This is a genomic window from Streptomyces sp. NPDC051738 (genome assembly GCF_044453205.1).
Classification (GTDB): Bacteria; Actinomycetota; Actinomycetes; order Streptomycetales; family Streptomycetaceae; genus Streptomyces.
Genome location: NZ_JBITCM010000004.1, coordinates 125,986 through 146,897, shown reverse-complemented (window position 1 = coordinate 146,897; position 20,912 = coordinate 125,986). Strand labels below are relative to the sequence as shown.

General features: G+C 71.8%; 20 protein-coding genes and 1 pseudogene. 7 read left to right on the top strand and 14 right to left on the bottom strand.

The window, feature by feature from the left end; genetic code table 11:
• Positions 1–33: 33 nt before the first annotated feature.
• The gene (locus tag ACIA8X_RS11290) at positions 34–552 is read right to left on the bottom strand and encodes a DUF3291 domain-containing protein (protein WP_393448736.1); all 519 of its coding nucleotides are present in this window, start codon (positions 550–552) and stop codon (positions 34–36) included.
• Positions 553–720: 168 nt separating this feature from the next.
• Here ACIA8X_RS11290 and ACIA8X_RS11285 point away from each other — a divergent pair, with 168 nt between their 5' ends.
• The gene (locus tag ACIA8X_RS11285; RefSeq protein WP_393448739.1) at positions 721–2,694 is read left to right on the top strand and encodes a nitrate- and nitrite sensing domain-containing protein; all 1,974 of its coding nucleotides are present in this window, start codon (positions 721–723) and stop codon (positions 2,692–2,694) included.
• Here ACIA8X_RS11285 and ACIA8X_RS11280 read toward each other — a convergent pair.
• The 5 genes from ACIA8X_RS11280 to ACIA8X_RS11260 all read right to left on the bottom strand — a co-directional run bounded on the left by ACIA8X_RS11280 (position 2,671) and on the right by ACIA8X_RS11260 (position 8,424).
• The gene (locus tag ACIA8X_RS11280) at positions 2,671–4,149 is read right to left on the bottom strand and encodes a penicillin-binding transpeptidase domain-containing protein (RefSeq protein WP_393448742.1); all 1,479 of its coding nucleotides are present in this window, start codon (positions 4,147–4,149) and stop codon (positions 2,671–2,673) included. The two genes, ACIA8X_RS11285 and ACIA8X_RS11280, sit on opposite strands and share 24 nt — an antisense overlap.
• Positions 4,146–5,564, bottom strand: a complete 1,419-nt coding sequence (locus tag ACIA8X_RS11275) for an FtsW/RodA/SpoVE family cell cycle protein (RefSeq protein ID WP_393448745.1) — start codon at positions 5,562–5,564, stop codon at positions 4,146–4,148. The genes ACIA8X_RS11280 and ACIA8X_RS11275 overlap by 4 nt, the downstream gene beginning before the upstream one ends.
• Positions 5,565–5,773: 209 nt before the next feature.
• Positions 5,774–7,009 carry an ATP-binding protein gene (locus tag ACIA8X_RS11270; RefSeq protein ID WP_393448748.1) on the bottom strand — a complete coding sequence of 412 codons (1,236 nt, stop codon included), beginning with the start codon at positions 7,007–7,009 and terminating at the stop codon, positions 5,774–5,776.
• On the bottom strand, positions 7,006–7,794 hold the full coding sequence (locus ACIA8X_RS11265; protein ID WP_393448751.1) for a hypothetical protein: 789 nt from the start codon (positions 7,792–7,794) through the stop codon (positions 7,006–7,008). Before ACIA8X_RS11265 ends, ACIA8X_RS11270 begins: the two co-directional genes overlap by 4 nt.
• Before the next feature lie 123 nt (positions 7,795–7,917).
• Positions 7,918–8,424 (bottom strand): dual specificity protein phosphatase family protein, encoded by a 507-nt coding sequence (locus ACIA8X_RS11260; RefSeq protein ID WP_393448754.1) that lies wholly within the window; start codon positions 8,422–8,424, stop codon positions 7,918–7,920.
• 114 nt (positions 8,425–8,538) lie between these two features.
• Between ACIA8X_RS11260 and ACIA8X_RS11255 the strand changes: the two genes are divergently transcribed.
• Positions 8,539–9,345, top strand: a complete 807-nt coding sequence (locus tag ACIA8X_RS11255) for a nuclease-related domain-containing protein (RefSeq protein ID WP_393448757.1) — start codon at positions 8,539–8,541, stop codon at positions 9,343–9,345.
• A gap of 136 nt (positions 9,346–9,481) precedes the next feature.
• Here the strand turns inward: ACIA8X_RS11255 and ligD are convergent, their stop codons facing one another.
• Positions 9,482–10,363, bottom strand: a complete 882-nt coding sequence (ligD, locus tag ACIA8X_RS11250) for a non-homologous end-joining DNA ligase (protein ID WP_393448760.1) — start codon at positions 10,361–10,363, stop codon at positions 9,482–9,484.
• Positions 10,364–10,434: 71 nt separating this feature from the next.
• Between ligD and ACIA8X_RS11245 the strand changes: the two genes are divergently transcribed.
• Positions 10,435–11,511 carry a Ku protein gene (locus ACIA8X_RS11245; protein ID WP_393448763.1) on the top strand — a complete coding sequence of 359 codons (1,077 nt, stop codon included), beginning with the start codon at positions 10,435–10,437 and terminating at the stop codon, positions 11,509–11,511.
• A gap of 33 nt (positions 11,512–11,544) precedes the next feature.
• On the opposite strand, the pseudogene ACIA8X_RS11240 reads toward ACIA8X_RS11245, so the two are convergent.
• Together ACIA8X_RS11240 and ACIA8X_RS11235 are read right to left on the bottom strand one after the other, a co-directional pair.
• Positions 11,545–12,813 (bottom strand): annotated as a pseudogene (locus ACIA8X_RS11240) (beta-ketoacyl-[acyl-carrier-protein] synthase family protein); the annotation flags it as partial.
• 104 nt (positions 12,814–12,917) lie between these two features.
• Positions 12,918–13,667, bottom strand: coding sequence for a thioesterase II family protein (locus tag ACIA8X_RS11235; RefSeq protein WP_393448766.1), 750 nt, complete (start codon positions 13,665–13,667; stop codon positions 12,918–12,920).
• Between the two features lie 142 nt (positions 13,668–13,809).
• Between ACIA8X_RS11235 and ACIA8X_RS11230 the strand changes: the two genes are divergently transcribed.
• A complete protein-coding gene (locus ACIA8X_RS11230) occupies positions 13,810–14,628 on the top strand; it encodes an SAM-dependent methyltransferase (RefSeq protein ID WP_393448769.1) in 819 nt (272 codons plus the stop codon).
• 10 nt (positions 14,629–14,638) lie between these two features.
• Here ACIA8X_RS11230 and ACIA8X_RS11225 read toward each other — a convergent pair whose 3' ends face one another.
• Together ACIA8X_RS11225 and ACIA8X_RS11220 are read right to left on the bottom strand one after the other, a co-directional pair.
• Positions 14,639–15,559, bottom strand: a complete 921-nt coding sequence (locus tag ACIA8X_RS11225) for a helix-turn-helix domain-containing protein (protein ID WP_393448772.1) — start codon at positions 15,557–15,559, stop codon at positions 14,639–14,641.
• Positions 15,560–15,696: 137 nt separating this feature from the next.
• Complete coding sequence (locus ACIA8X_RS11220; RefSeq protein WP_393448775.1) at positions 15,697–15,933, bottom strand: DUF397 domain-containing protein; 237 nt, start codon at positions 15,931–15,933, stop codon at positions 15,697–15,699.
• Between the two features lie 257 nt (positions 15,934–16,190).
• On the opposite strand from ACIA8X_RS11220, the gene ACIA8X_RS11215 reads away from it, so the two are divergent.
• On the top strand, positions 16,191–16,748 hold the full coding sequence (locus ACIA8X_RS11215; protein ID WP_393448778.1) for an ATP-binding protein: 558 nt from the start codon (positions 16,191–16,193) through the stop codon (positions 16,746–16,748).
• Positions 16,749–16,927: 179 nt separating this feature from the next.
• On the top strand, positions 16,928–17,188 hold the full coding sequence (locus ACIA8X_RS11210) for a hypothetical protein (protein WP_393448781.1): 261 nt from the start codon (positions 16,928–16,930) through the stop codon (positions 17,186–17,188).
• Positions 17,189–17,206: 18 nt separating this feature from the next.
• On the opposite strand, the gene dmpG is transcribed toward ACIA8X_RS11210, so the two are convergent.
• Genes dmpG through ACIA8X_RS11195 form a run of 3 tightly spaced genes read right to left on the bottom strand, consistent with a single transcriptional unit; the run spans position 17,207 to position 20,018 of the window.
• Positions 17,207–18,226, bottom strand: coding sequence for a 4-hydroxy-2-oxovalerate aldolase (gene dmpG, locus ACIA8X_RS11205; protein ID WP_393448784.1), 1,020 nt, complete (start codon positions 18,224–18,226; stop codon positions 17,207–17,209).
• Positions 18,223–19,158: an acetaldehyde dehydrogenase (acetylating) gene (locus tag ACIA8X_RS11200; RefSeq protein ID WP_393448787.1), complete on the bottom strand. Its 936-nt coding sequence runs from the start codon at positions 19,156–19,158 to the stop codon at positions 18,223–18,225. Before ACIA8X_RS11200 ends, dmpG begins: the two co-directional genes overlap by 4 nt.
• Complete coding sequence (locus ACIA8X_RS11195; RefSeq protein ID WP_393448790.1) at positions 19,155–20,018, bottom strand: 2-keto-4-pentenoate hydratase; 864 nt, start codon at positions 20,016–20,018, stop codon at positions 19,155–19,157. Before ACIA8X_RS11195 ends, ACIA8X_RS11200 begins: the two co-directional genes overlap by 4 nt.
• Before the next feature lie 144 nt (positions 20,019–20,162).
• Between ACIA8X_RS11195 and ACIA8X_RS11190 the strand changes: the two genes are divergently transcribed.
• Entirely contained in the window at positions 20,163–20,885 is a 723-nt protein-coding gene (locus ACIA8X_RS11190) for an IclR family transcriptional regulator (protein ID WP_393449007.1), read from the top strand.
• Positions 20,886–20,912: the final 27 nt, after the last annotated feature.

Sequence of the window (20,912 nt, the reverse complement as noted above, 5' to 3'; positions counted from 1 at the left end):
GCGGCTGCAGTGATATGCGGTCCCCGGCCGGAGCTAGACCTCGCAGCCCAGCCCCTCCGGCACCTCCCCCAGCACCGGCTTCGCCCCCTGCGGCGGGAACGACGTGCGCAGGGTGAAGGCGTACGGGGTCGGGCCGTTCGTGCGCAGGTGCAGCAGGCGGGACTCGGCCTCCGCGACCGTCGGGCGGTGGCCCGCCGGCACCCACCACAGGGCCGTCATCGCCTCCTGCACGCGCTCGAACCACTCTCGGCGGCGCGCGAGCATCTCGCGGTGGCGGCCCTGGTACATGTACGCGGTCAGGGCGTTCGTGTCCCGCCACATCGTCAGGTTGATGATCAGCCACTCGTCGCCGAAGACGCTCACGTCCGTCGCGTCTCCCGAGTCGCCCTTCAGCCGCCAGACGAAGCCGTCGGCGGCCTCGGCGTCGGCGTTCACGGGGTCCAGGTTGTCGACGAAGTCCTTCAACTGCGGGGAATCCAGCGGGGCCTTGAGTCGGGCGATGTTGACCTGGGCGAGTTCGTGGGCGGCTTCCGGGTTGGCTGATGTCGTCATGGAACCGAACGATAGGTCGGGCGGCGGAGCAGTCCCAGAGGGCGTCTCAGTACGTGGGCAGATGTCCCTCTTTCACAGTCGGGGCCATGTGGGGGTGAGTACCTGTCTACGGCTGTCTTACGGGCGGGAAACCGTGCCCTGACCGGCCCGCCCGTAGCCTCACGGGGCATGACGGGGAATGTACTGACCACCCTCCACTCGACCGTCCGCCGCAGCCCGGCCGCCCTTCCCGGCTGGAGCTCCATCCGTGGCCGTATGGCCATAGTGCTGGCCGTTCCCACCTGTCTCCTGCTCGCCCTCATCGGGCTCGGCGTCGCCGACCGGGCCGCCGACTGGTCCGCCGCCCGGGAGACCGAGGCACAGGTCGGGGTGCTGCTGCGGGCGCAGGGGCTCGTCCGGGAGGTGCAGCGCGAACGCGGGCTGACCAACGGGCTGTTGGGAGGCGAAGAGGGGTACCGCGACGACGTCGTCGCGCAGCGCGGGCGTACCGACGAGGCACGGGACGCGTTGCGGGCCGCGCTCGACGAGGAGAGCGGGGCGCTGCCCGATGCCGCGCTGGCCGCCCTGCGCGCCGCCGACGTTCCCCTCGCCGCGCTCACCGCGACCCGCGAGGACGTCGACGCCGGTACCGCCGATCGCGCCGCCACCCTGCGGACGTACACCAAGGCCGTCACCGTCCTCATCGACGCCGAGTCGGCCGGTGCCCCGGACGGTGACCGGCGCATCGCCCAGGGCGTGCAGGCGCTCCAGGCCCTGGCCCGGGCCACGGAGGCCGTCGCGCTCGAACGCGGTTCCCTCAACGGGGTGTTCGCGGCCGGGCGGTTCCGGTCCGGGGAGTACCTCGGCTTCACGGAGGTCCGGGCCACCCGGGTGGCCGCCCTCGGGCAGTTCCGCCAACTCGCCGGGGAGGGCGAGGAGTCCGCGCTCGACGACGCCTTCGGTACGGCCGCCGCGCGCCGGGTCGCCGGATACGAGGCGCGGGCCGAGCGGGGTGCCGACGGATCCGCCCTGGCGGTCGCCCCCGGCCGCTGGTGGGCCGACATGACGACTCTCGTCGACGATCTGCACGGTGTGCAGCGGGCCGTCGGGGACGACGTCCGTGCGCGGGCCGCCGAGGCCGGGTCCGCCGCCACGCGGCAGCTCGGCGGGTTCCTCGCCCTCGGGGTGCTGATCCTCGCGGTGGCCGTCGCGCTCGCCGTCTTCTCGGCCCGCTCCATCACCCGGCCGCTCGGCGCCCTCGCCGACGAGGCCGACGCCGTCGCCGGGGGCCGGCTGCCCGAGGCCGTCCGGCGGATCCAGGAGGCCGACCCCGACAGCCCGCCCGTGCCGGAGTCCGAGCGGCCCCAACTGCCCGGTGGCGCACGGGAGATCAGCCGTCTGGCCGCCGCCCTGCGCAACGTCGAGGACACGGCCGTCGGACTCGCCGCCGAGCAGGCCGTCCTGCGCCGCACCAGCACCGAGTCCCTGGCCAGCCTCGGCCGCCGCAACCAGAGCCTGCTCAACCGGCAGCTCGGCCTGATCACCACCCTGGAGAGCCAGGAGCTCGACCCGGACGCGCTCGCCGAGCTCTTCGAACTCGACCACCTCGCCACGCGGATGCGCCGCAACGCCGAGTCGCTCCTCGTGCTCGCCGGTGAGGAGTCGCCGGCCCGGTCCTGGAAGGGCACGGTCGCCGTCGCCGACGTGGTCCGCTCGGCCGTGTCGGAGGTCGAGCAGTACCGGCGGGTCGCCGCCGTCGACATCCAGCAGTGCGGTGTCCGCGGCCACTGCGTCGCCGAACTGTCCCACCTGCTCGCCGAGTTGGTGGAGAACGCGCTGATGTTCAGCCCGCCCAAGCAGCCCGTGGAAGTCTACGGCTGGTGGGACGGCGCCGAGTACTGCCTGGCCGTCGTGGACCGGGGGATCGGGATGACCCCGGAGCGCATGGCCGAGTCCAACGCGGTCCTGTCCGGCAGGGGCGGCTCCCCGCACACCACCGCCCCGACCAGGTTCCTCGGCCACCATGTCGTCGGCGCCCTCGCCGCCCGCCTCGGCGCCCATGTCGAGCTCCGCCCCACCCAGGGCACGGGCGTCACGGCGTACGTCGCCCTGCCGGCCGCCCTGATCCAGGAGCCGAGGTCAACCGCCGTCGCCCGAGGGTGACTTCAGCACCGCCTGCATCACCGCCCGCGCGATCGGCGCCGCGTCCCCGCCGCCGCTGATCTCGCCCCGGTCGGCGTCCGCGTCCTCCACCACCACCGCCACGGCGACCTTGGGCTCCAGATCGAGGTCGCCCTGCGCCCAGGAGACGAACCAGGCGTACGGCGTCCCGGAGTTGCCGAGGCCGTGCTGGGCGGTGCCGGTCTTGCCGCCGACCGTGGCGCCCGGGATCCAGGCGTTGCTGCCGGTGCCTTCCCGTACGACGTCCACCATCAGTTCCTTGAGGAGCACGGCGGTCGACGGGCGCATCGCCTGCCGCGCCGGGCGCGAGCCCGCCGTCGACACCGTGGAACCGCCCGCCCGGGTCGTGCGCTCCACCAGATACGGCGAGCGCACCTTGCCGCCGTTCGCCACCGCCGCCGCGACCATCGCCATCTGCAACGGGGTGGCCCGCGTGTTGTACTGGCCGATCGACGACAGGGCGAGCTGCGCCCGGTCCACCTTGGTGTCGAAGGTGGACTCGGAGACCGAGAACGGGATCCGCACGTCCGCGTCGTTGAAGCCGAAGGCCCCCGCCGTCGCCGCCATCCGCTCCACCCCGACCTTGACCCCCAGTTTGGCGAACACCGTGTTGCACGACCACTCGAACGCCTTCCGCAGCGGGACGTCCCGGCAGCCCTTGGACGCGTTCGTCAGCTTGGTCCTGGTGCCCGGCAGACGGTACGGATCCGGGGACTTCGTCCGCTTGTCCAGGTCCTCGACCACGCCCGCGTCCAGGGCCGCCGCCGCGGTCACCACCTTGAAGGTCGAACCCGGCGGATAGGTCTTGCGCACCGCCCGGTTGAGCATCGGCTTGTCCGGATCGCGGTTCAGCGACTTCCAGGACCGGGGCACCGCCGAGCCGTTCCCGGACAGCACCGACGGGTCGTACGACGGGCCGGACACCAGGGCCAGGATCCGCCCGGTGGCCGGCTCCACGGCGGCGACCGCGCCCTTGCGGCCGGCCAGCGCCTCGAACGCCGCCTCCTGCGCGCCGGGGTGCAGGGTGGTGACGACGTCGCCGCCGGGGTAGCGGTCGCGGGTCGTGGCACCCTTCCACAGCGGGAACGGCGACAGCAGCGGGTTCGTGCCCGCCAGGACGCCGTCCTCGGCGTGCTCCAGGAACGTCGTGCCGTACACCTGCGAGGCGAAGCCGGTGACGGGGGCGTACATCGGGCCGTTGGTGTACGTCCGCTCGTAGCGGAGGTGTTCGCCGGTGTCGTGGGATCCGGTGACCGGTTCGCCGCCGACCATGATGTCGCCGCGCGGCTGCCCGTACCGGGCGATCGTGGGGCGGCGGTTGGCGATGTTGTCGTCGTAGGACGGCGCCTCGAAGACCTGGATGCGGGTGGCGTTCACCAGCAGCGCGGCCAGCAGCAGGGCGCAGAAGAAGGCGGCGTGCCGGATGTGCCGGGTCATCGGGCCGCCTCCGCACGGTCGTCGTGCTCCATCGCTACGGCCGCCTCCTCGCCCTTGGGAACGCCGAGCCGGCTGCGCGACTTGTCGCTCACCCGGATCAGCAGCGCCACGATCGCCCAGTTGGTCACCACCGACGAGCCGCCCTGCGCCAGGAACGGCATCGCCATGCCGGTCAGCGGGATCAGGCCGGTCACGCCGCCCGCGATCACGAACACCTGGAGCGCCACGATCGAGGCCAGCCCCACCGCTAGCAGCCGGCCGAAGGGGTCGCGCAGGGCGAGGCCCGCCCGGTAGCCGCGCTCCACCAGCAGGCCGTAGAGGAGGAAGATGGCGGACAGGCCCGCCAGGCCCAGCTCCTCCCCGGCCGTCGCCAGGATGAAGTCCGACTTGGCCGCGAAGCCGATCAGGATGGAGTGACCGCGGCCCAGCCCGGTGCCGAGGATGCCGCCCGCCGCGAAGGCGAACAGCGACTGGGACAGCTGGTTGGGGCCCTCGCCCGCCTCGATCGACGCGAACGGGTGCTGCCAGTCCTCGACCCGGCTGTGCACATGCGGCTCCAACTGCCCGACGGCCACCGCGCCGACCGCCGCCAGCAGCAGGCCGACCGCGATCCAGCCGGTACGGCCGGTGGCGACGTACAGCAGGACCACGAACAGGCCGAAGAACAACAGCGAGGTGCCCAGATCGCGTTCGAGGACCAGCACACCCACGCTCAGCAGCCAGATGGCGACGATGGGACCGAGGACCCGCCCGGTCGGCAGCTGCAGCCGCTCCACCCCCAGGACCCGACGGCCCGTGTACGCCAGCGCGCTGCGGTTGGCGGCCAGATACGCCGCGAAGAACACCGCGAGCAGCACCTTCGCGAACTCGCCGGGCTGGATGGAGAATCCGGCGATCCGGATCCAGATGCGGGCGCCGTTCACGGAGGGGAAGAAGATCGGCAGGGTGAGCAGCAGGAGAGCGGCGACGACACACACGTAGGCGTAGCGCTGGAGCACGCGATGGTCGCGCAGCAGGAGGACGACCAGGATGAACAGCGCCACCCCCAGCGTGGACCACACGAGTTGGGTGGGGGCCGCCAGGTCGTCCGGCGTCTCCAGGTCGAGCCGGTAGATCAGGACCAGGCCGAGGCCGTTGAGCAGCACGCCGATCGGCAGTAGCAGCGGGTCGGCGCAGGGGGCGCGCAGCCGCACGGCCAGATGCGCGACCAACGCGAGCACGCCGAGCCCGGCGCCGTAGCCGGCGGCGCCGGGCGGGACGGTGCCGTGTTGGGCGAGGCCGACCGCGCAGTAGCCGTACACGGAGAGCAGGACGGCCACGACGATGAGGGCCAGTTCGATGCCACGGCGCCGGGGGAGGGGCGCGGCGGGAGCGGGTGCGTCCGCTGCCACCAGGGTGGTTCCGGCCTTGGTCATGTCCGGAACCTACCCAAATAGTCCGTCTTGTGTGCTCCTCATGGCTCAGCACCAGCGCGGCGCGGACCCGATGTTGTGGATGTACGGCCCAAATGGGCGAAGCTCCCTGCAGGGGCGCACGCTCAGGGGCGCGGGGAACTGCGCGATCAACCCCCACAACCCGCAGTCGACGAACAACCGGTGGTCCCGAGCTCTGGTTTCTCGGCCTGCTATCGCAAGGTCAGCTCGGCCACGGCCCCACCATCGGCCGCGTTGGAGAACGCCAGCCGCGCCCCCAACACCTCCGCCTGCCCCAACGCGATGGTCAGCCCCAGCCCGTGCCCCTTGGACCCACCCTCCGTACGAAACCGCTGCGGCCCGTGCGCGACGAGATACCCCGGATAGCCCTCGCCGTGATCCCGCACAGTGACCACCGGCCCGTCCACCGTCAGAACCACGGGCCCACGCCCGTGCTTGTGCGCGTTCGCCACCAGATTCCCCAGCACCCGCTCCAGCCGCCGCCGGTCCGTCTCCACCACGAGGTCCCGCACGACAACGACCTCGGTATCGGTCCCGGACGCCCGAACCACCCGCTCCGCCAGCGCGGCGAGCGGCTCGGTGTCCAACTCCACCCGCTCACGCCCGGTGTCCAGCCGCGAGATCTCCAGCAGGTCCTCGGTCAGCGTCCGCAACGCGGCCACCCGGTCCCGTACCAACTCCGTCGGCCGCCCGGGCGGCAGCAGTTCGGCCGCGGCATGCAGCCCCGTCAACGGCGTCCGCAGCTCATGCGCCACGTCCGCCGTGAACCGCTGCTCGGACAGCAGCTTGCTCTGCAGCGACGACGCCATGGAGTCCAGCGCCGCGGCGACCGCGGCCACCTCGTCCTGCGGCCGGCTCGGATCCTGCGTACGGGGATCGTCGACCCGCGCGTCCAGGTCGCCCCCGCTGATCCGCCGGGCCACCTGGGCCGTGGCGTGCAGCCGGCGCGTCACCCGCGTCACCGCGAACGCGCCCACCAGCAGCGTCGCCCCGATCGCCAGCCCCGAGGACCACAGGATCGCCCGGTCCAGGCCGTCGATGGTGCGGGTCTGCTGCGAGTAGTCGACCTCGACCGCGAGCGCCCGCTCGCCGTCGACCGGCCCCGCCGCCCACATCGTGGGCCGCCCCTCGTGCTCGGCGACCATCGTGCCGCGCTCCCCGGCCACCGCCATTGCCCGCAGCCGCTCGGGCAGCCCCGGCGGATCGAGGGCGACCCGATACCCGAGGGCGTCGCCGGCCTCGAACGCCTCCGTCGCGTCCGCCAGCCGGGACAGGGCGCGGTCGCGGGCCTCGCCGACGGTCTGGTTGGTCACCGAGACGTGCACGAGGACGCCGAGCAGCGCGGCGAGCGCACAGCACATCACGGTGATGAAGACGGCCGCCTTCACGGCGAGCGTGCCGGCCCACTGGGGGAGTGCGAGCCTCATGGCGTGCTCGCGGCGGACGAGGACGAGGCGGACCGCGAGGGCGACACGGAGGACGAGGGGGAGGGCGACGGGGAGCGGCCCGACGGCGAGGGGCGCGGCGTCTTCTTGTGCGGGCCGGTGCGCAGCATCTCGTCGTGGGTGAGCAGCATCGCCTTCTGGTCCGCGTCCCACGTCCACTGCAGCCGGTACTCGTACCCGGCGACCTCCGACGGCGAGCGGATGATCACCGACCGCCCGGCCAGCTCGACGCCGCTGACGGCGTCCTCCCACCCCATGACCTTCACGAGCCTGTGCTTCTCGACGGTGTAGACGCGCACCGCGGTCGTCCTGCCGGGCATCAGCCGGAAGCCCACCGTCAGCTCGGGGTGCCCGTCGCCGGTCAGGTCCCGGTAGTACGGCTGCAGCACCGGGCACCTGCCGTGGCCGGCCCCCTTGTCGCACTCGGCCATCAGACGGCCGGTCTGCTTGTACGTCCCGTCGTCGGGGTCGTAGTCCCCCGGGCCCTCCGCGATCTCCGTGCGGACGACCGCCACCGGATCCACGTCGAGGATGTCGTTCCCGGGGACGGTGAGGCCCTTCATGACCTCCCGGTTCACCTCGCCGATCTCATACGCCGGCCTGGACGCCGGTGTCAGCTGCGGCCACAGCTTGTCCGGGCTCACCGCGGTCTCGGTCGGGCCCGCGCCCTGGAGTCCCCCGGCGTCACCGCAGGCCGCGGCGACCGACAGCAGCAGTGCGACAAGGGCACTGCGCGCGGCGAAGCGCGCGGGGCGGCTGCGGGGCACGGTTCTCCTGGTGCTGGTGCTGGTGCTGGTGCTGGTGCTGGTGCTGGTGCTGATGGTCGGCCCGTACACACTATTCGTACGGAAGTCCTTTTTGCGCACCCGGTGGGCGGACGGGCGACACGGCTACTCGGCGAGTTCCTCCAGGAGACGGGCGGTCGGCAGACCGGCCCGGAGGTACTCGACGAACAGCTCGTTGTGCAGCGCCCACGGAGAGCGGCGGGAGCGTATCAGCCGGATCGCCCGCTCGACGGAGTGGTTCCGGCGGATCAGGGCGTGGGCCACGACAAGACCCGAGCGGTTGTACCCGTGGTAACAGCGGACGAGGACCCTTCGGCCCTCGTCCAGTGCCTCGCAGGCCGCCTCGGCCAGCCGAATCACCCCCGCGAGTTGGGTGCCGTCCAGCGGCCCGTCGGGTATGGGCCACACATGGTGTTCGACGCCGGGATCCGGCCCGTGGCCGGGCAGCCGCAGCAGAGTCTGTACGAGATCGAACTCGTCCTGCACGACGGCGAACTCCAGTTGTCCCGCACGCCCCCGGAACTCGTGACCGCCCATCCACAGGCCGGGCACGATCTCGCTCCACGGGCTGTCCGGAGCCGGTACGTCGGGTTGCTTCCTGCGGGTACGCAACGGCGCCTCCCCAACCACCCCTCCCGGGGGGTCTGCCCAACTCCTGCCAAAGGTAACCGGGTTCTTGCCCGCGCAGCACCCTGCCTGTTCCCATGGTCAGTGGGGTGATGGTGCATGAGCGGACTGCGCGTCATACCGACCTGGCAGCACGGCCAGGAGCGGCTCTACGTCTGCCTCCGGGACGGGCGGAACATCGCCTGGTACGACCGTGAGGCGGCCCGGATCAACCTGCTCAGCGAGGACCGCCGAGCGGAGGTGCTGGAGGTGCTCGGCCCCTTCGTCACCGGCCCGGTGACCGTGGGCCCGCCGCCGGTCCCCACCCCGGCCGAACTGGCCCGGCTGACCCTCCACCCGGACGACGACCTCGCGCCGAACCGTCCCGGCGAGGCGCTCCTGGTGGCCCTCGACCGGGATCCCGGCCCCACGCACCGGCTGCGCCGTCCCGACCCGCGCCGACGTGCGCTGACCGCCGAGCAGACGGTCGGCGAGGCCCTGGACCGGCTCGACGGCGCCGGGTGGCACACGCTGCACTCCATCCCGCTGCCCGGCGGTGACCGCATCCACCACCTGGTGATCGGACCCGGCGGGCTCTTCGCACTGCACGCCCTGTACGCCCGTAAGCAGAAGGTGACGATCGCGGACCCGATGGTCTCCCTCGGCCGCCGAGAACCGCGCCCCTTGCTGCGCCGCGTCCGTGCCGACGCCGACCGCGCCTCTTACGCCCTCACGGCGGAGGTCCACCCGGTCCTGGCCCTGGTCGATCCCTCCGGCGTGGCGATCCCGGGGCCGTTGCGTGAGGTACGGGTGCTGCGGGACACCGAGGTGGAGGGGCTGGCGAGGCTGGGCGGGGTGCTGAAGCCGGCGGATGTGGAGGCACTGCACGCGATGGCAAGGGACCGAAGGATCTGGAACGCCGGCTAATGCCAGCCCGTCCGGCGTTTGAGGACGAGGCCCTTTCGGGGCCGACGGGGGTCCAGGGGGCAGAGCCCCCTGGCGGGGTGGAAGGGGCGGAGCCCCTTCAGGATGGGACGGGTAGGGGCGGCGGGGGCGAGAAAAGTCACGGCAACGCCCCCGCCCGCCCCGCGTCCAGCAGCGGGGCCAACAAATCGCCGTAGTCCTGCAGGCGAGGCGCCAGATCCGGAGCCAGAAAGGTCAGGCCGCCGGGGGACCGACAGTCCTCCACCTCCTCCCAGGTCACCGGCGCGGATACCGTCGGCTCCGGCCGCGCCCGCAGGGTGTACGGCGTCGCCGTCGTCTTACGGGCGGCGTTCTGGCTCCAGTCGACGAACACCTTGCCGGGCCGCAGGCTCTTCGTCATCCGATGGATCGCGAGCCGAGGCATGGCCTTCTCGGCCTCCACGGCGAGTTCCTTGGCGTACTCGGAAGCCTCCTCGGACGGGGCGGGCCGGATCGCGGCCGTGAGATGCAATCCCTTCGACCCGGAGGTCTTCGCGTACGCCTCGATCCCGTCGGCGGCCAGCCGCTCCCGCAGCCAGAGGGCGACCTCGCAGCACTCGACCACGGTCGCGGGCGAGCCGGGGTCGAGGTCGAAGACCAGCCGGTCGGCCTCGCCGGGCGCGCCGATCACCCACTGGGGCGTATGGAACTCGGTGACGAGGTTGGCGGCCCACATCAGGCTCGCCAGGTCCTGCACGAACACCATGCGCGCCGGCCCCTCGACGCGGGGCACTTCCTCGGTGGTGACCCACTCGGGGGTGCCCGGCGGGACGTTCTTGGTGAAGAACACCTGGCCGTCCGGCCCGTCGGGGTAGCGCAGGAAGGACACCGGACGGTCCCGCAGGTGCGGCAGCAGGACGTCGGCGGTGATGGCGTAGTAGTGCAGCACCTCGCCCTTGGTGAAGCCGGTCGCCGGATACAGCACCTTCTCCAGATTGCTGAGCGCGAGCCGTCGCCCCTCCACCTCTGTGATCGGCGTCATACGATGAGAATTCCAGAATTTGTGGTGCATGTCTGGGCGAACTGCGCGAACCGCTGGAAAGGGTGCTGCACGTGCGATCCATATGGAACGGCGCCATCTCGTTCGGCCTGGTCAGCATCCCGATCAAGGTGGTGAACGCGACCGAGAGCCACTCGATCTCCTTCCGGCAGATCCACCTGGAGGACGGTGGCCGCATCCGCTACCGCAAGGTCTGCGAGCTGGACGACCGTGAGGTCGGCCAGTCGGAGATCGGCAAGGGGTACGAGGACGCGGACGGCACGATCATCCCGATCACGGACGAGGACCTGGCCCACCTTCCGCTCCCGACCGCGAAGACGATCGAGATCGTGGCGTTCGTGCCGGCCGACCGGATCGACCCGCTCCACATGGACAGCGCGTACTACCTCGCCGTGGGCGGGGCGCCGGCGGCGAAGCCCTACACCCTGCTGCGGGAGGCGCTGAAGCGCAGCCAGAAGGTGGCGATCGCGAAGTTCGCGCTGCGGGGGCGTGAGCGGTTGGGCATGCTGCGGGTGGTCGGCGACGCCATCGCCATGCACGGTCTGCTGTGGCCGGACGAGGTGCGCGAGCCCGAGGGCGTCGCGCCGGACACGACGGTCACGGTGAACGACAAGGAACTGGACCTCGCGGACGCCCTGATGGACACCCTCGGCGAGATCGACCTCGACGACCTGCACGACGAGTACCGCGAGGCCGTGGAGGAGGTCGTCGCCGCGAAGGCCGCCGGCGAGGCCCCGCCCGAGGCCCCCGAACCGGCACGCGGCGGCAAGGTCCTCGACCTGATGGCGGCCCTGGAGAACAGCGTTCGGGCGGCCAAGGAGTCGCGCGGCGAGGAGCCGGCCGGGGAGAAGGCGGCGGAGAAGGCGGAGGGCCAGGTCAGACGCCTGCCTCAGCGCAAGTCGGCCAGGGCGGCCCCCAAGCAGGCGGCCGGCAAGAAGTCGACGGCGACGAAGAAGACAGCGGCGAAGAAGACGGCGTCCTCGGCCAGGAAGTCGACCTCGAAGACGGCCCAGGGAGCGAAGAAGACGACCGCGAAGAGTACGTCGAAGAGCACCGCGAAGAGCACGGCCAAGAGCACCGCGAAGAAGACCCCGGCCAAGAAGGCGACATCGCGCAAGCGCACGGCGTGACGGGCGGCGCCCGGAGCCGGGCCGGCCCACCTCTCAACGCCGGTGCCCTGCCACCCGCCGCAACGCCAGCACCGCGTTGTGCCCGCCGAACCCGAACGAGTTGCTGAGCACCAGGTCCCCGTCCTCGGGCAACGCCCGGGGCGCCCCCCTCACCACATCCAGGTCGATCGCGTCATCGACCTCCCCGCACCCCACGGTCGGCGGCACCACCCCGTGATGCAGCGTCAGTGCGGCGGCGACCGCCTCGGCTCCGCCCGCGGCGCCCTGCAGATGCCCCAGGTGTCCCTTGAGCGCGGTGACCGGGACGGACCGTCGGCCGAGTACCGCCCGCAGCGCGCCCGCCTCCGCGAGGTCGCCCTCGATCGTCGCCGTGGCGTGCGCGTTCACGTGGACGACGGCATCGGCATGGCTCCCGGCGTCCCGCAGGGCCCGGCGCACGGCGAGCGCGATGCCGTCGCCGGACGGGTCGGGGGCGGCCATGTGGTGGGCGTCGGCGGACAGGCCCCACCCCGCGGCCTCGCAGTAGATCCGCGCCCCGCGCGCCCGCGCGTGATCCTCGGCCTCCAGGACGAGGATCCCGGCGCCCTCGCCGTTGACGAAGCCGCCCCGGTCCTTGGCGAAGGGCCGGGAGGGTGAACCGTCGGCGAGATCGCTGTCGGCCAGCGCCCGCATCGCGGCGAAGGACGCCATGATCGCCGGCGTGACGACCGCTTCGGCGCCGCCCGCCAGCGCGATGTCGACGCGCCCGTACCGTATGCGGTCGATCGCCTGCCCTATGGCCTCGGTCCCCGACGCGCACGCGCTCGTCACGGTCCGGGCCTCCCCGGTGATGTGCAGATCCAGCGAGACCTGGGAGGCGGCCTGGGAGGGCACGGTCATGGGAGTGGTGAGCGGCGAGACCGCACGCGGCCCCTTCTCCCGCAGCCTCCGGTCCCCGCCCACCAGCACGGACGCGTCCCCGAGGATGGCTCCCAGGCTCACCCCCACCCGCGCCGGGTCGACCCCGCTCTCCCGCGTACCGCCCTCGACGAACCCGGCGTCGGCCCACGCCTCCCGGGCGGCCAACACCCCTAACTGCGCCGCCCGGTTCATCCGCCGCGCCAAGGGCCGGGGCAGCAGCTGAGCGGGATCCACGGGTACGACCCCGGCGACCCGCACGGGCAGCCCCTCGAACTCCTCGCCCGCCAACTCCCGTATCCCGTGCCGCCCGTCGAGCAGCCCCTGCCACAACTCCCGGAACCCGACCCCGAGGGGCGTGAGCGCCCCGAGTCCGGTGACGACGACCTTGCGGGGCGTGGACGCGGCGGACTCGCTCATCTCTGCATGTCCCCTCTGGTGGTTGAAAGGGAAACATGCCCAGTTTTCTCATCACTTGCACGTCCGTTCGACGTGCCCAGGCGCATCCGTCACAGCAGTCGTGACGTCAGGAACGCGAGCAACTCCTCCTTCCGCGGGTTGAGGTAGAAGTGGTTCCCCTGGAAGGCCCGGACGTCCAGGCCCTGCGTCGTGACGTCCGACCACGACGAGAGTGCCTCGACCGGGCACACCGGGTCGCGGTCACCTCCGCAGGCCGTGACGGGAATGTCCAGCCGGTGCAGGTGGGCCGGGCGGTACGCCGCCAGGATCCCGAAGTCCGCGCGCAGCGCCGGCATGATCATGGGTAGCAGCTCGGGGTGGTCGTAGACGGCCGCGCCCTCGGGGTCCAGCAGGCGGATGCGGTCCAGGATCTCGATGTCGGTCGGGGCCGGGCGGGGCGGCGACTCCTGGGGGAGGCGGGGCCTGGACCGGCCCGACACGATCAGGTGGGTGACGGTGCGGCCGGGGGCGTCCTCCAGGCGGCGGGCCACCTCGTACGCCACCGACGAACCCATGCTGTGCCCGAAGAACGCCAACGGCAGGTCGTCCGCCTCGTGCTGCAGGGCCGTCGTGATCGCGTCCGCCAGTTCCTCCATCGTGGTCGGGCACGGATCGCGCAGGCGGTCCTGGCGGCCCGGGTACTGCACGGACATGACCTCGATCTCCGGTGGCGTCAGCGTCGCCCAGGCACGGAAGGAGACCGCGGCCCCGCCCGCGTGCGGGAAGCACACCAGCCGGATCTTCGCGCCGGGCGCGCGCACGCCACGGAACCATTGGGTTCGTATGTCCTGGGTCGTCATGTCCCTCATTGTGATCGGTCCGTGGAAGGGGCCGTGGAACGGCCTGGTGGTTGACCGACGGACTGGCCTCACCAACTGCCCGTTCCCTAGGATGTGTTGTCGGTGAGGTGATCTCCTCGGCCGGACTGCCCCTGGGGGAACGATGGAGCCTGGAAAGCAGCTGTCCACGTCGATCGATGCCACGGTTCCGACCGCCGCGCGCATGTACGACTACTACCTCGGCGGCAAGGACAACTACGCCTCCGACCGAGCCGCCTGCGAGCAGTTGGACAAGGTCGTCCCCAGCACCCGTGCCCTCGCGCTGAACAACCGGCGCTTCCTGCAGCGGGTGGTCAGGACGCTGGCCGAGGACCACGGCATCCGGCAGTTCCTGGACCACGGCTCCGGCCTGCCCACCCAGAACAACGTCCACCAGGTCGCGCAGTCCGTCGACCCGTCCTCGCGCGTGGTCTACGTCGACAACGACCCGATGGTCCTGGTCCACGGCCGCGCCCTGCTCGACCAGAACGACAACACCGCCGTCATCCATGCCGACATGCGCGAGACCGACGGCATCTTCGGCCACGTCGACACCGAGCGCCTGATCGACTTCTCGCAGCCGGTGGCCGTGCTGTTCAACTCGGTGTTCCACTGCATCCCCGACAGCGACACCGACGGCCCGCTCGCGGTGGCCCGCCGGGTGCGCGAGCGCCTCGCGCCCGGCAGCTTCATGGTGATGTGCCAGCTCGTCAGCGAGGACCCCGAGGTCCGCAAGTTCGTCACCGACTTCATGGACCAGGCGACGCAGGGACACTGGGGCCGGGTGCGCCAGGAGAAGGACGTCGCGGAGTACTTCGAGGGTCTGGAGATCCTCGAACCCGGCCTGGTGGAGGTCTCCACCTGGCGCCCCGACACCGAGGTGGCACCGCGCCAGCTCACCCAGGAGTGGATCGAGTTCGGCGGCGCGGGCCGGCTCCCGTAGGTGGGGGCGCTCAGGTCGTCGGGGAGTACCGGGCCTTCGTCTCGCGCAGCCGCTCCAGTGACTCGCGCGGGTTGAGGGCCTCGTCGCCCAGCCGGTCCAGGGCGATCCGGTACTCCTCCGTCTCGTCCTGGTCCTCCAGGAAGGCCGCGCTCTTGATGTGCTCCAGATAGACGATGTCGGGCAGGTCGACGCCGCCGAAGCGCAGATAGGTGACGGGGATGGCGGGCGCGGAGGCGTTGGTCACGTCCAGCGGAACGATCTGCACGGTCACATGGGGGAGCCGGGCCATCTCCTCCAGATACTCCAGCTGCTCGCGCATCACCTCGCGGCTGCCCAGCACCCTCAGCAGCACCGACTCGTCGACGATCGCCCACAGTCGGGGCCCGTCCGCGCGCTGCAGCAGCTCCCGTCGGCGCATTCGCAGCTCCACCCGCCGCTGCACCTCACGGGCCGGCGCCGAGGGCAGCCCGCGCTCCACCACGGCCCGGGTGTAGGCCTCGGTCTGCAACAGGCCGGGAACGTACTGGAGTTCAAAGGTACGGATGGCCGTCGCGGCCTCCTGGAGCCCGACCAGCCGGTCGAACCACTCCGGCATCAGTCGCTTGTCATAGCGCTGCCACCATCCGGGCTCACCGGCGCGTTGCAGCAACTGCAGCAGCACCGAGGCCTCGTAGTCCTCGGCCTGGTACAGCTTCAGCAGCGTGCGGATGTCGCCCTCCGTGGGCGGCCGACGGCCCTTGCCCGCCTCGATGCGCGACAGCTTCGCGGGGCTGAACCCGGCGGCGCGGGCGGCCTGGTCCTGGGAGAGACCGAAGTCCTCGCGAATACCCGCGAGCTGCACGCCGACCAGCATCTTCAGCAGGGTCGGCGCGGGCTCGGTGCGGGTCAGATACGGTTCGAGGCGGGAGATACGAGGTGACTCGACGGACATCCTGACTCCCCGTAGACCGGCATACGACAGACCGCATTATCGCATCCCGCCGCCTCCTGGCGCCGCAGCCGCGGGAAATGGGGAGCCAACTTCCGTTTTCCCGCGGCATTTTGACCCCGTGCGGGGGTCGCGAAAGGTCAGGGTCGGACCAGGTGGTCGAACTCTCCCTCCTTCGCACCCGCCAGGAAGGCGGCGATCTCGGCGGGCGTGTAGACGAGGGCCGGTCCGTCGGGATGGCGGGAGTTGCGCATCGCGACACTGCCGTCGACCAGGGAGGCCACCTCGACGCAGTTGCCCTCGGCATTGCTGTGCCGGCTCTTGATCCAGCGGACGCTCAACGAGCTTGCCCGTACGCCGTTCGTTGCTGTTGGCACTGCACTCTCCTTGCTCACGTTCCGCCACGCGTACGCCCCGCAGCCCCGGCGGGCCGGACCGCACCACGTGCTCTGCGTCGGCACCGCTCGCGCAATTTCCCGTGAAATTGCACGGAGACGCCGTCGGCGTGGATAATAGTCCGTGGCGTCAACTGCTGCTCAGCCGCCTCGTCCTGACCGTGTATCAGGGAGACGTTGTGTCCTTACCTGCGTACGAAGGGCTTCGACTGCCCGGTAGCGCCGCGTCACCTGCGAGTTTGAGCGCGCCGCCGGAAGTGCGCCCCGGCGCCCCGGGCCGGCGCCATCTCACCGCGCCCGAGCCCGCGCGCACCCCGCCCCGCTCGGCCGCCCTGCGCCTCACCGGCGCCGAACGGGACTGCGGCCGGGCCCGCGACTTCGTCCGTCGCACTCTCGATGAGTGGGCGCTGGACCACTGCGGCGACGACGCCCTCATGGTGGTCACCGAACTCGCCGCCAACGCCGTACTGCACGGCGTGTCGCACTCCGCGGCGCGCTCCTCGGCTCGCACCGCGACGCACGGCGCGGACCGCGCGGTCCACGCGGACTGTTCCCCGGTCCACGGTGAGGCCGAGATCTGGCTGCGGCTGAGCCTGCGCCGCCCGGCCCACCTCGTCTGCGCCGTCACCGACCCTTGCGACGGCCTGCCCGTGTACCCGCACGCGAGCGACCCCTTCGACGAGCACGGCCGAGGGCTGCGGATCATTGACGCCCTGTCCGAGCACTGGGGTTGGACCCGGCGGCAGCCCAGGGGCAAGACGGTCTGGGCGATGCTCCAGACCGGCCGGCCGGTCTGATTCACGCGTCATCTTCTGTCTCAGCGCGGGCACGGGACATTTTCATGATGAGCACAGAGGGGCTACGGGTTCTCCTTAGTTACGGTCTTCCGGCCGTGTTGTATTTGTTGCGCGGGCCTGCGACTGCTGCCCGACTCGACAGAGCCTGACGGCAAATGACCCGCGAAAGGATCGGCATTGTGACGCGCAGTCCCGCCGAAAACGATCACCTGCCGATCTATGAGGATCTGGTCCGCGAACGCGGAGACGTCGTGGCGGCGGCACAGATAGCGGCCGCACACACCCAGAACCAGGCGACGGAACTGCTGGGCCCTGAGGAGCTGCTGGCCGCCGCGGAGCCGAACCGCTGGGACGGACCGAGCGGGCACCAGCATCAGCACCAGCACCAGAAACCGACGGGGCACCAGCACCAGAACCAGCTTCCCTCCGCCTTCGGATAGGCGCCCCGCCGCGTTCGATCAGACAGCGCTCCCCGCGCGGCCGGCCAGGTCCAGCGCGATGTCGGTGATCATGTCCTCCTGGCCGCCGACCATGCCCCGCCGGCCGACCTCGACCAGGATGCTGCGGGTGTCGAGTCCGTAGCGGGCTGCGGCCGTCTCGGCGTGGCGCAGGAAGCTGGAGTACACGCCCGCGTAGCCGAGGCTGAGGGTCTCGCGGTCCACCCGTACCTCGCGGTCCTGCAGCGGTCGTACGAGATCGTCGGCGGCGTCCATCAGCGGGAACAGGTCGCAGGCGTGCTCCCAGCCCATGAGGTCGGCGACCGCGACGAAGGCCTCCAGGGGACAGTTGCCCGCGCCCGCGCCCTGGCCGGCGAGGGAGGCGTCGACCCTTACCGCGCCGTTCTCGACGGCGACGACGCTGTTGGCGACGCCGAGGGCGAGGTTGTGGTGGGCGTGGATGCCCAGCTCCGTGGCCGGGTCGAGGACATCGCGGTAGGCGCGGAAGCGGTCGCGGACGCCGTCCATGGTGAGGCGGCCGCCGGAGTCGGTGACGTAGACGCAGTGGGCGCCGTAGGACTCCATCAGCTTGGCCTGGCGGGCCAGCTCGGCCGGTTCGGCCATGTGGGACATCATCAGGAACCCGGCGACGTCCATGCCCAGGTCGCGGGCGGCGGCGATGTGCTGGGCGGAGATGTCGGCCTCGGTGCAGTGCGTGGCGACCCGGACGCTGCGGATGCCGAGGGTGTGGGCCTGCCGGAGGTCGTGCAGGGTGCCGATGCCGGGCAGCAGCAGGGTGGTGGGGACGGCGTGCGTGGTGGCGTCCACCACGGCCTCGATCCACTCCCAGTCGGTGTGGGCGCCGACGCCGTAGTTGATGCTGGAGCCCGCCAGGCCGTCGCCGTGCGCGATCTCGATGGCGGCCACGCCCGCCGTGTCCAGGGCGGCGGCGATCGTGCGGGCCTGGTCGACGGTGTAGCGGTGCCGGATGGCGTGCATGCCGTCCCTCAGGGTGACGTCCTGGACGTAGAGCCTTGTCACTTGGCGGCCTCCTTGCCACGGTGGGCGGCCATGCGTTCCGCGGTGCGCAGCGCGGCCGAGGTCATGATGTCGAGGTTTCCGGCGTAGGCGGGGAGGTAGTGGGCGGCGCCCTCGACCTCCAGGAAGACGGACACCTTCAGGGGGTCGGACGCGTCCGGGGCGAGGGTGCGCAGGGGGTCGTCCGCCGTCACCCGGTCGAACTGGACCTTCTGCTTGAGCCGGTAGCCGGGCACGTACGCCTGGACGCGGCCCACCATCTCCTCGACCGACGCGGTGACGGCCGCCTCGTCGCACTCGGAGACCAGGCAGTGCACGGTGTCCCGCATGATCAGCGGGGGTTCGGCCGGGTTGAGGACGATGATCGCCTTCCCGCGGGCGGCGCCGCCGACCTTCTCGATGGCCGAGGAGGTGGTCTCGGTGAACTCGTCGATGTTCGCCCGGGTGCCGGGCCCGGCGGAGCGGGACGCGATGGAGGCGACGATCTCGCCGTAGTGGACCGGGGTGACGGCGCCCACCGCGGCGACGATCGGGATCGTGGCCTGGCCGCCGCAGGTGACCATGTTGACGTTCGGGGCGTCGAGATGGGCGGCGCCGTTGACCGGCGGGACGACGTACGGGCCGACGGCGGCCGGGGTGAGGTCGACGAGGGTACGGCCCAGGGGGCGCAGCACCTCGTCGTGGTGGCGGTGGGCGCCGGCCGAGGTGGCGTCGAAGACGAACTCGACGTCGGCGAACTCGTCCAGCTTCACCAGGCCCTCGACGCCCTCGTGGGTCGTGGCGACCTTGAGGCGGCGGGCGCGGGCCAGGCCGTCGGAGTCCGGGTCGATGCCGGCCAGGGCGGCGATCTCCAGGCTCTCCGACAGGCGCAGGACCTTGATCATGAGGTCGGTGCCGATGTTGCCGGAACCGATGATGGCGACCTTGGTGCTCACCGCTGCTCCCCTTCCTGTTCCTGGGCGGTTCCGGCTTCCCGGGCGAAGCCGACCCGCACCGAGCCGAGCTCCGAGATGTGGGCCTCGAACACGTCGCCCGGCGCGGCGGGCGCCATCGGGCCCAGGGCGCCGGTCAGCACCAGGTCGCCGGCGCGCAACGGGTCGCCGCGCTCCGCGAGGGCCGAGGCGAGCCAGACCGCCGCGTTGAGGGGGCTGCCGAGGCAGGCGGCGCCGGTGCCCTCGGAGGCGATCGCGCCGTTGCGGGTCATCGCCATGGTGGCCGCGCGCAGGTCGACCCGGGTGAGCGGTACGGGGGTGCCGCCCAGGACGTACAGACCGCAGGAGGCGTTGTCGGCGACGGTGTCGACCAGGGAGATGTCCCAGCCGGCGATGCGACTGTCGACGATCTCCAGGGCGGGCAGCGCGAAGTCGACGGCACGGAGTACGTCCACGACCGTGCACTCCCGGTCCGGCAGATCGCGGCCCAGTACGAGCGCCACCTCGGCCTCCACCTTGGGCTGGAGCAGCCGCCCGGCGGGCACCTCGCCGCCGTCCGGCACCGCCATGTCGGCGAACAGGGCGCCGAAGTCGGGCTGGTCCACGCCGAGTTGGCGCTGCACGGCCGACGAGGTCAGCCCGATCTTGCGGCCGACGATCCGGCGCCCGGCGTCCAGTGCGCGCCGGACGTTCAGCTGCTGCACGGCGTACGCGGTCTCCAGGTCGCCGCCGCCGTCGAGCACGTCACGCACGGGCGGGCAGGTGACGCCGGTGCGGGTCGCCTCCGCCAGTACGTCGGCGGCCTTGACCACGGCCGGTGGGGTGCCGTCCGGACGGTCGGCGCTGTCGAGCACGGTCGACACGGGTGCCTCCAGGGGAGTAGGGCAGTAGGGGCGTAGCGGGGGAGCGGGAGCTTGCGATGCGCCGCCCTGTGACTTCCGGTATAGACGCCGAGCCTGCGTTGGGCCAAAGTTTGTTCCGTGGAACGGAACAATGTGGGCGGCAGCATGCTGGACAAGGCCGCGATCATCCTGGAGTCCTTCCGTCCGAGCGGTGGATCGTTCCGCCTCTCGGAACTTTCGGAGCGCACGGGCCTGCCCAAGCCGACGGTCCACCGGCTGGCGGCGGACCTGATGCGGCTGGGCTGGCTGGAGCGCTCGGGCCCCCGTTACCGGCTCGGCGCGAAGCTCTTCGAGCTCGGCTCGCTCGTGCCGCACCGGCTCGATCTGCGCGAGACGGCCCTGCCGTTCCTCCAGGACCTGTTCGAGGCGACCCGCGAGACCGTCCACCTCGGTGTCCGCGAGGGCATGGAGGTGGTCTACCTCGAACGCATCCACGGTCACGAGGCCCTGCAACTGCCCTCCCGCATCGGCGGCAGCCTGCCGCTGAGCTGCACCGGCGTGGGCAAGGCCCTGCTCGCCTTCTCCGGCCCCGAGCTGACCGAGGAACTGCTGTCCCGCCCACTGCCGAGCCTCACCCCGTACTCGATCACCGACCCGGCGCGGCTGAGCATGGCCCTGGAGAAGATCCAGGTCTCCGGCCTCGCCTACGAGGAGCAGGAGGCCGCGCGGGGCGTGGCCTGCATCGCGGCCCCCGTGTTCGCGGGCGGCACCACGGTCGCCGCCCTCTCGGTGGCCGTCCCCCGCGCACGCTTCAGCCCGGCCCAGCTCGCGCCCGCGGTGCGGACGGCGGCCCTGGGGTTGTCGAGGGTGCTGCGGGCGGGTTCCTGAGGCGGGTTGTCGGGGCGGTCGGGCGGC

Bases quoted from the DNA above. Each gene is read 5' to 3' on its own strand.
- ACIA8X_RS11290 (WP_393448736.1), bottom strand. From the start codon at position 552: ATGACGACATCAGCCAACCCGGAAGCCGCCCACGAACTCGCCCAGGTC.
- ACIA8X_RS11275 (WP_393448745.1), bottom strand. From the start codon at position 5,564: ATGACCAAGGCCGGAACCACCCTGGTGGCAGCGGACGCACCCGCTCCC.
- ACIA8X_RS11225 (WP_393448772.1), bottom strand. From the start codon at position 15,559: ATGTCCGTCGAGTCACCTCGTATCTCCCGCCTCGAACCGTATCTGACC.
- ACIA8X_RS11255 (WP_393448757.1), top strand. From the start codon at position 8,539: ATGAGCGGACTGCGCGTCATACCGACCTGGCAGCACGGCCAGGAGCGG.
- ACIA8X_RS11235 (WP_393448766.1), bottom strand. From the start codon at position 13,667: ATGACGACCCAGGACATACGAACCCAATGGTTCCGTGGCGTGCGCGCG.
- ACIA8X_RS11285 (WP_393448739.1), top strand. From the start codon at position 721: ATGACGGGGAATGTACTGACCACCCTCCACTCGACCGTCCGCCGCAGC.
- ligD (WP_393448760.1), bottom strand. From the start codon at position 10,363: ATGACGCCGATCACAGAGGTGGAGGGGCGACGGCTCGCGCTCAGCAAT.
- ACIA8X_RS11190 (WP_393449007.1), top strand. From the start codon at position 20,163: ATGCTGGACAAGGCCGCGATCATCCTGGAGTCCTTCCGTCCGAGCGGT.
- ACIA8X_RS11280 (WP_393448742.1), bottom strand. From the start codon at position 4,149: ATGACCCGGCACATCCGGCACGCCGCCTTCTTCTGCGCCCTGCTGCTG.
- ACIA8X_RS11230 (WP_393448769.1), top strand. From the start codon at position 13,810: ATGGAGCCTGGAAAGCAGCTGTCCACGTCGATCGATGCCACGGTTCCG.
- ACIA8X_RS11270 (WP_393448748.1), bottom strand. From the start codon at position 7,009: ATGAGGCTCGCACTCCCCCAGTGGGCCGGCACGCTCGCCGTGAAGGCG.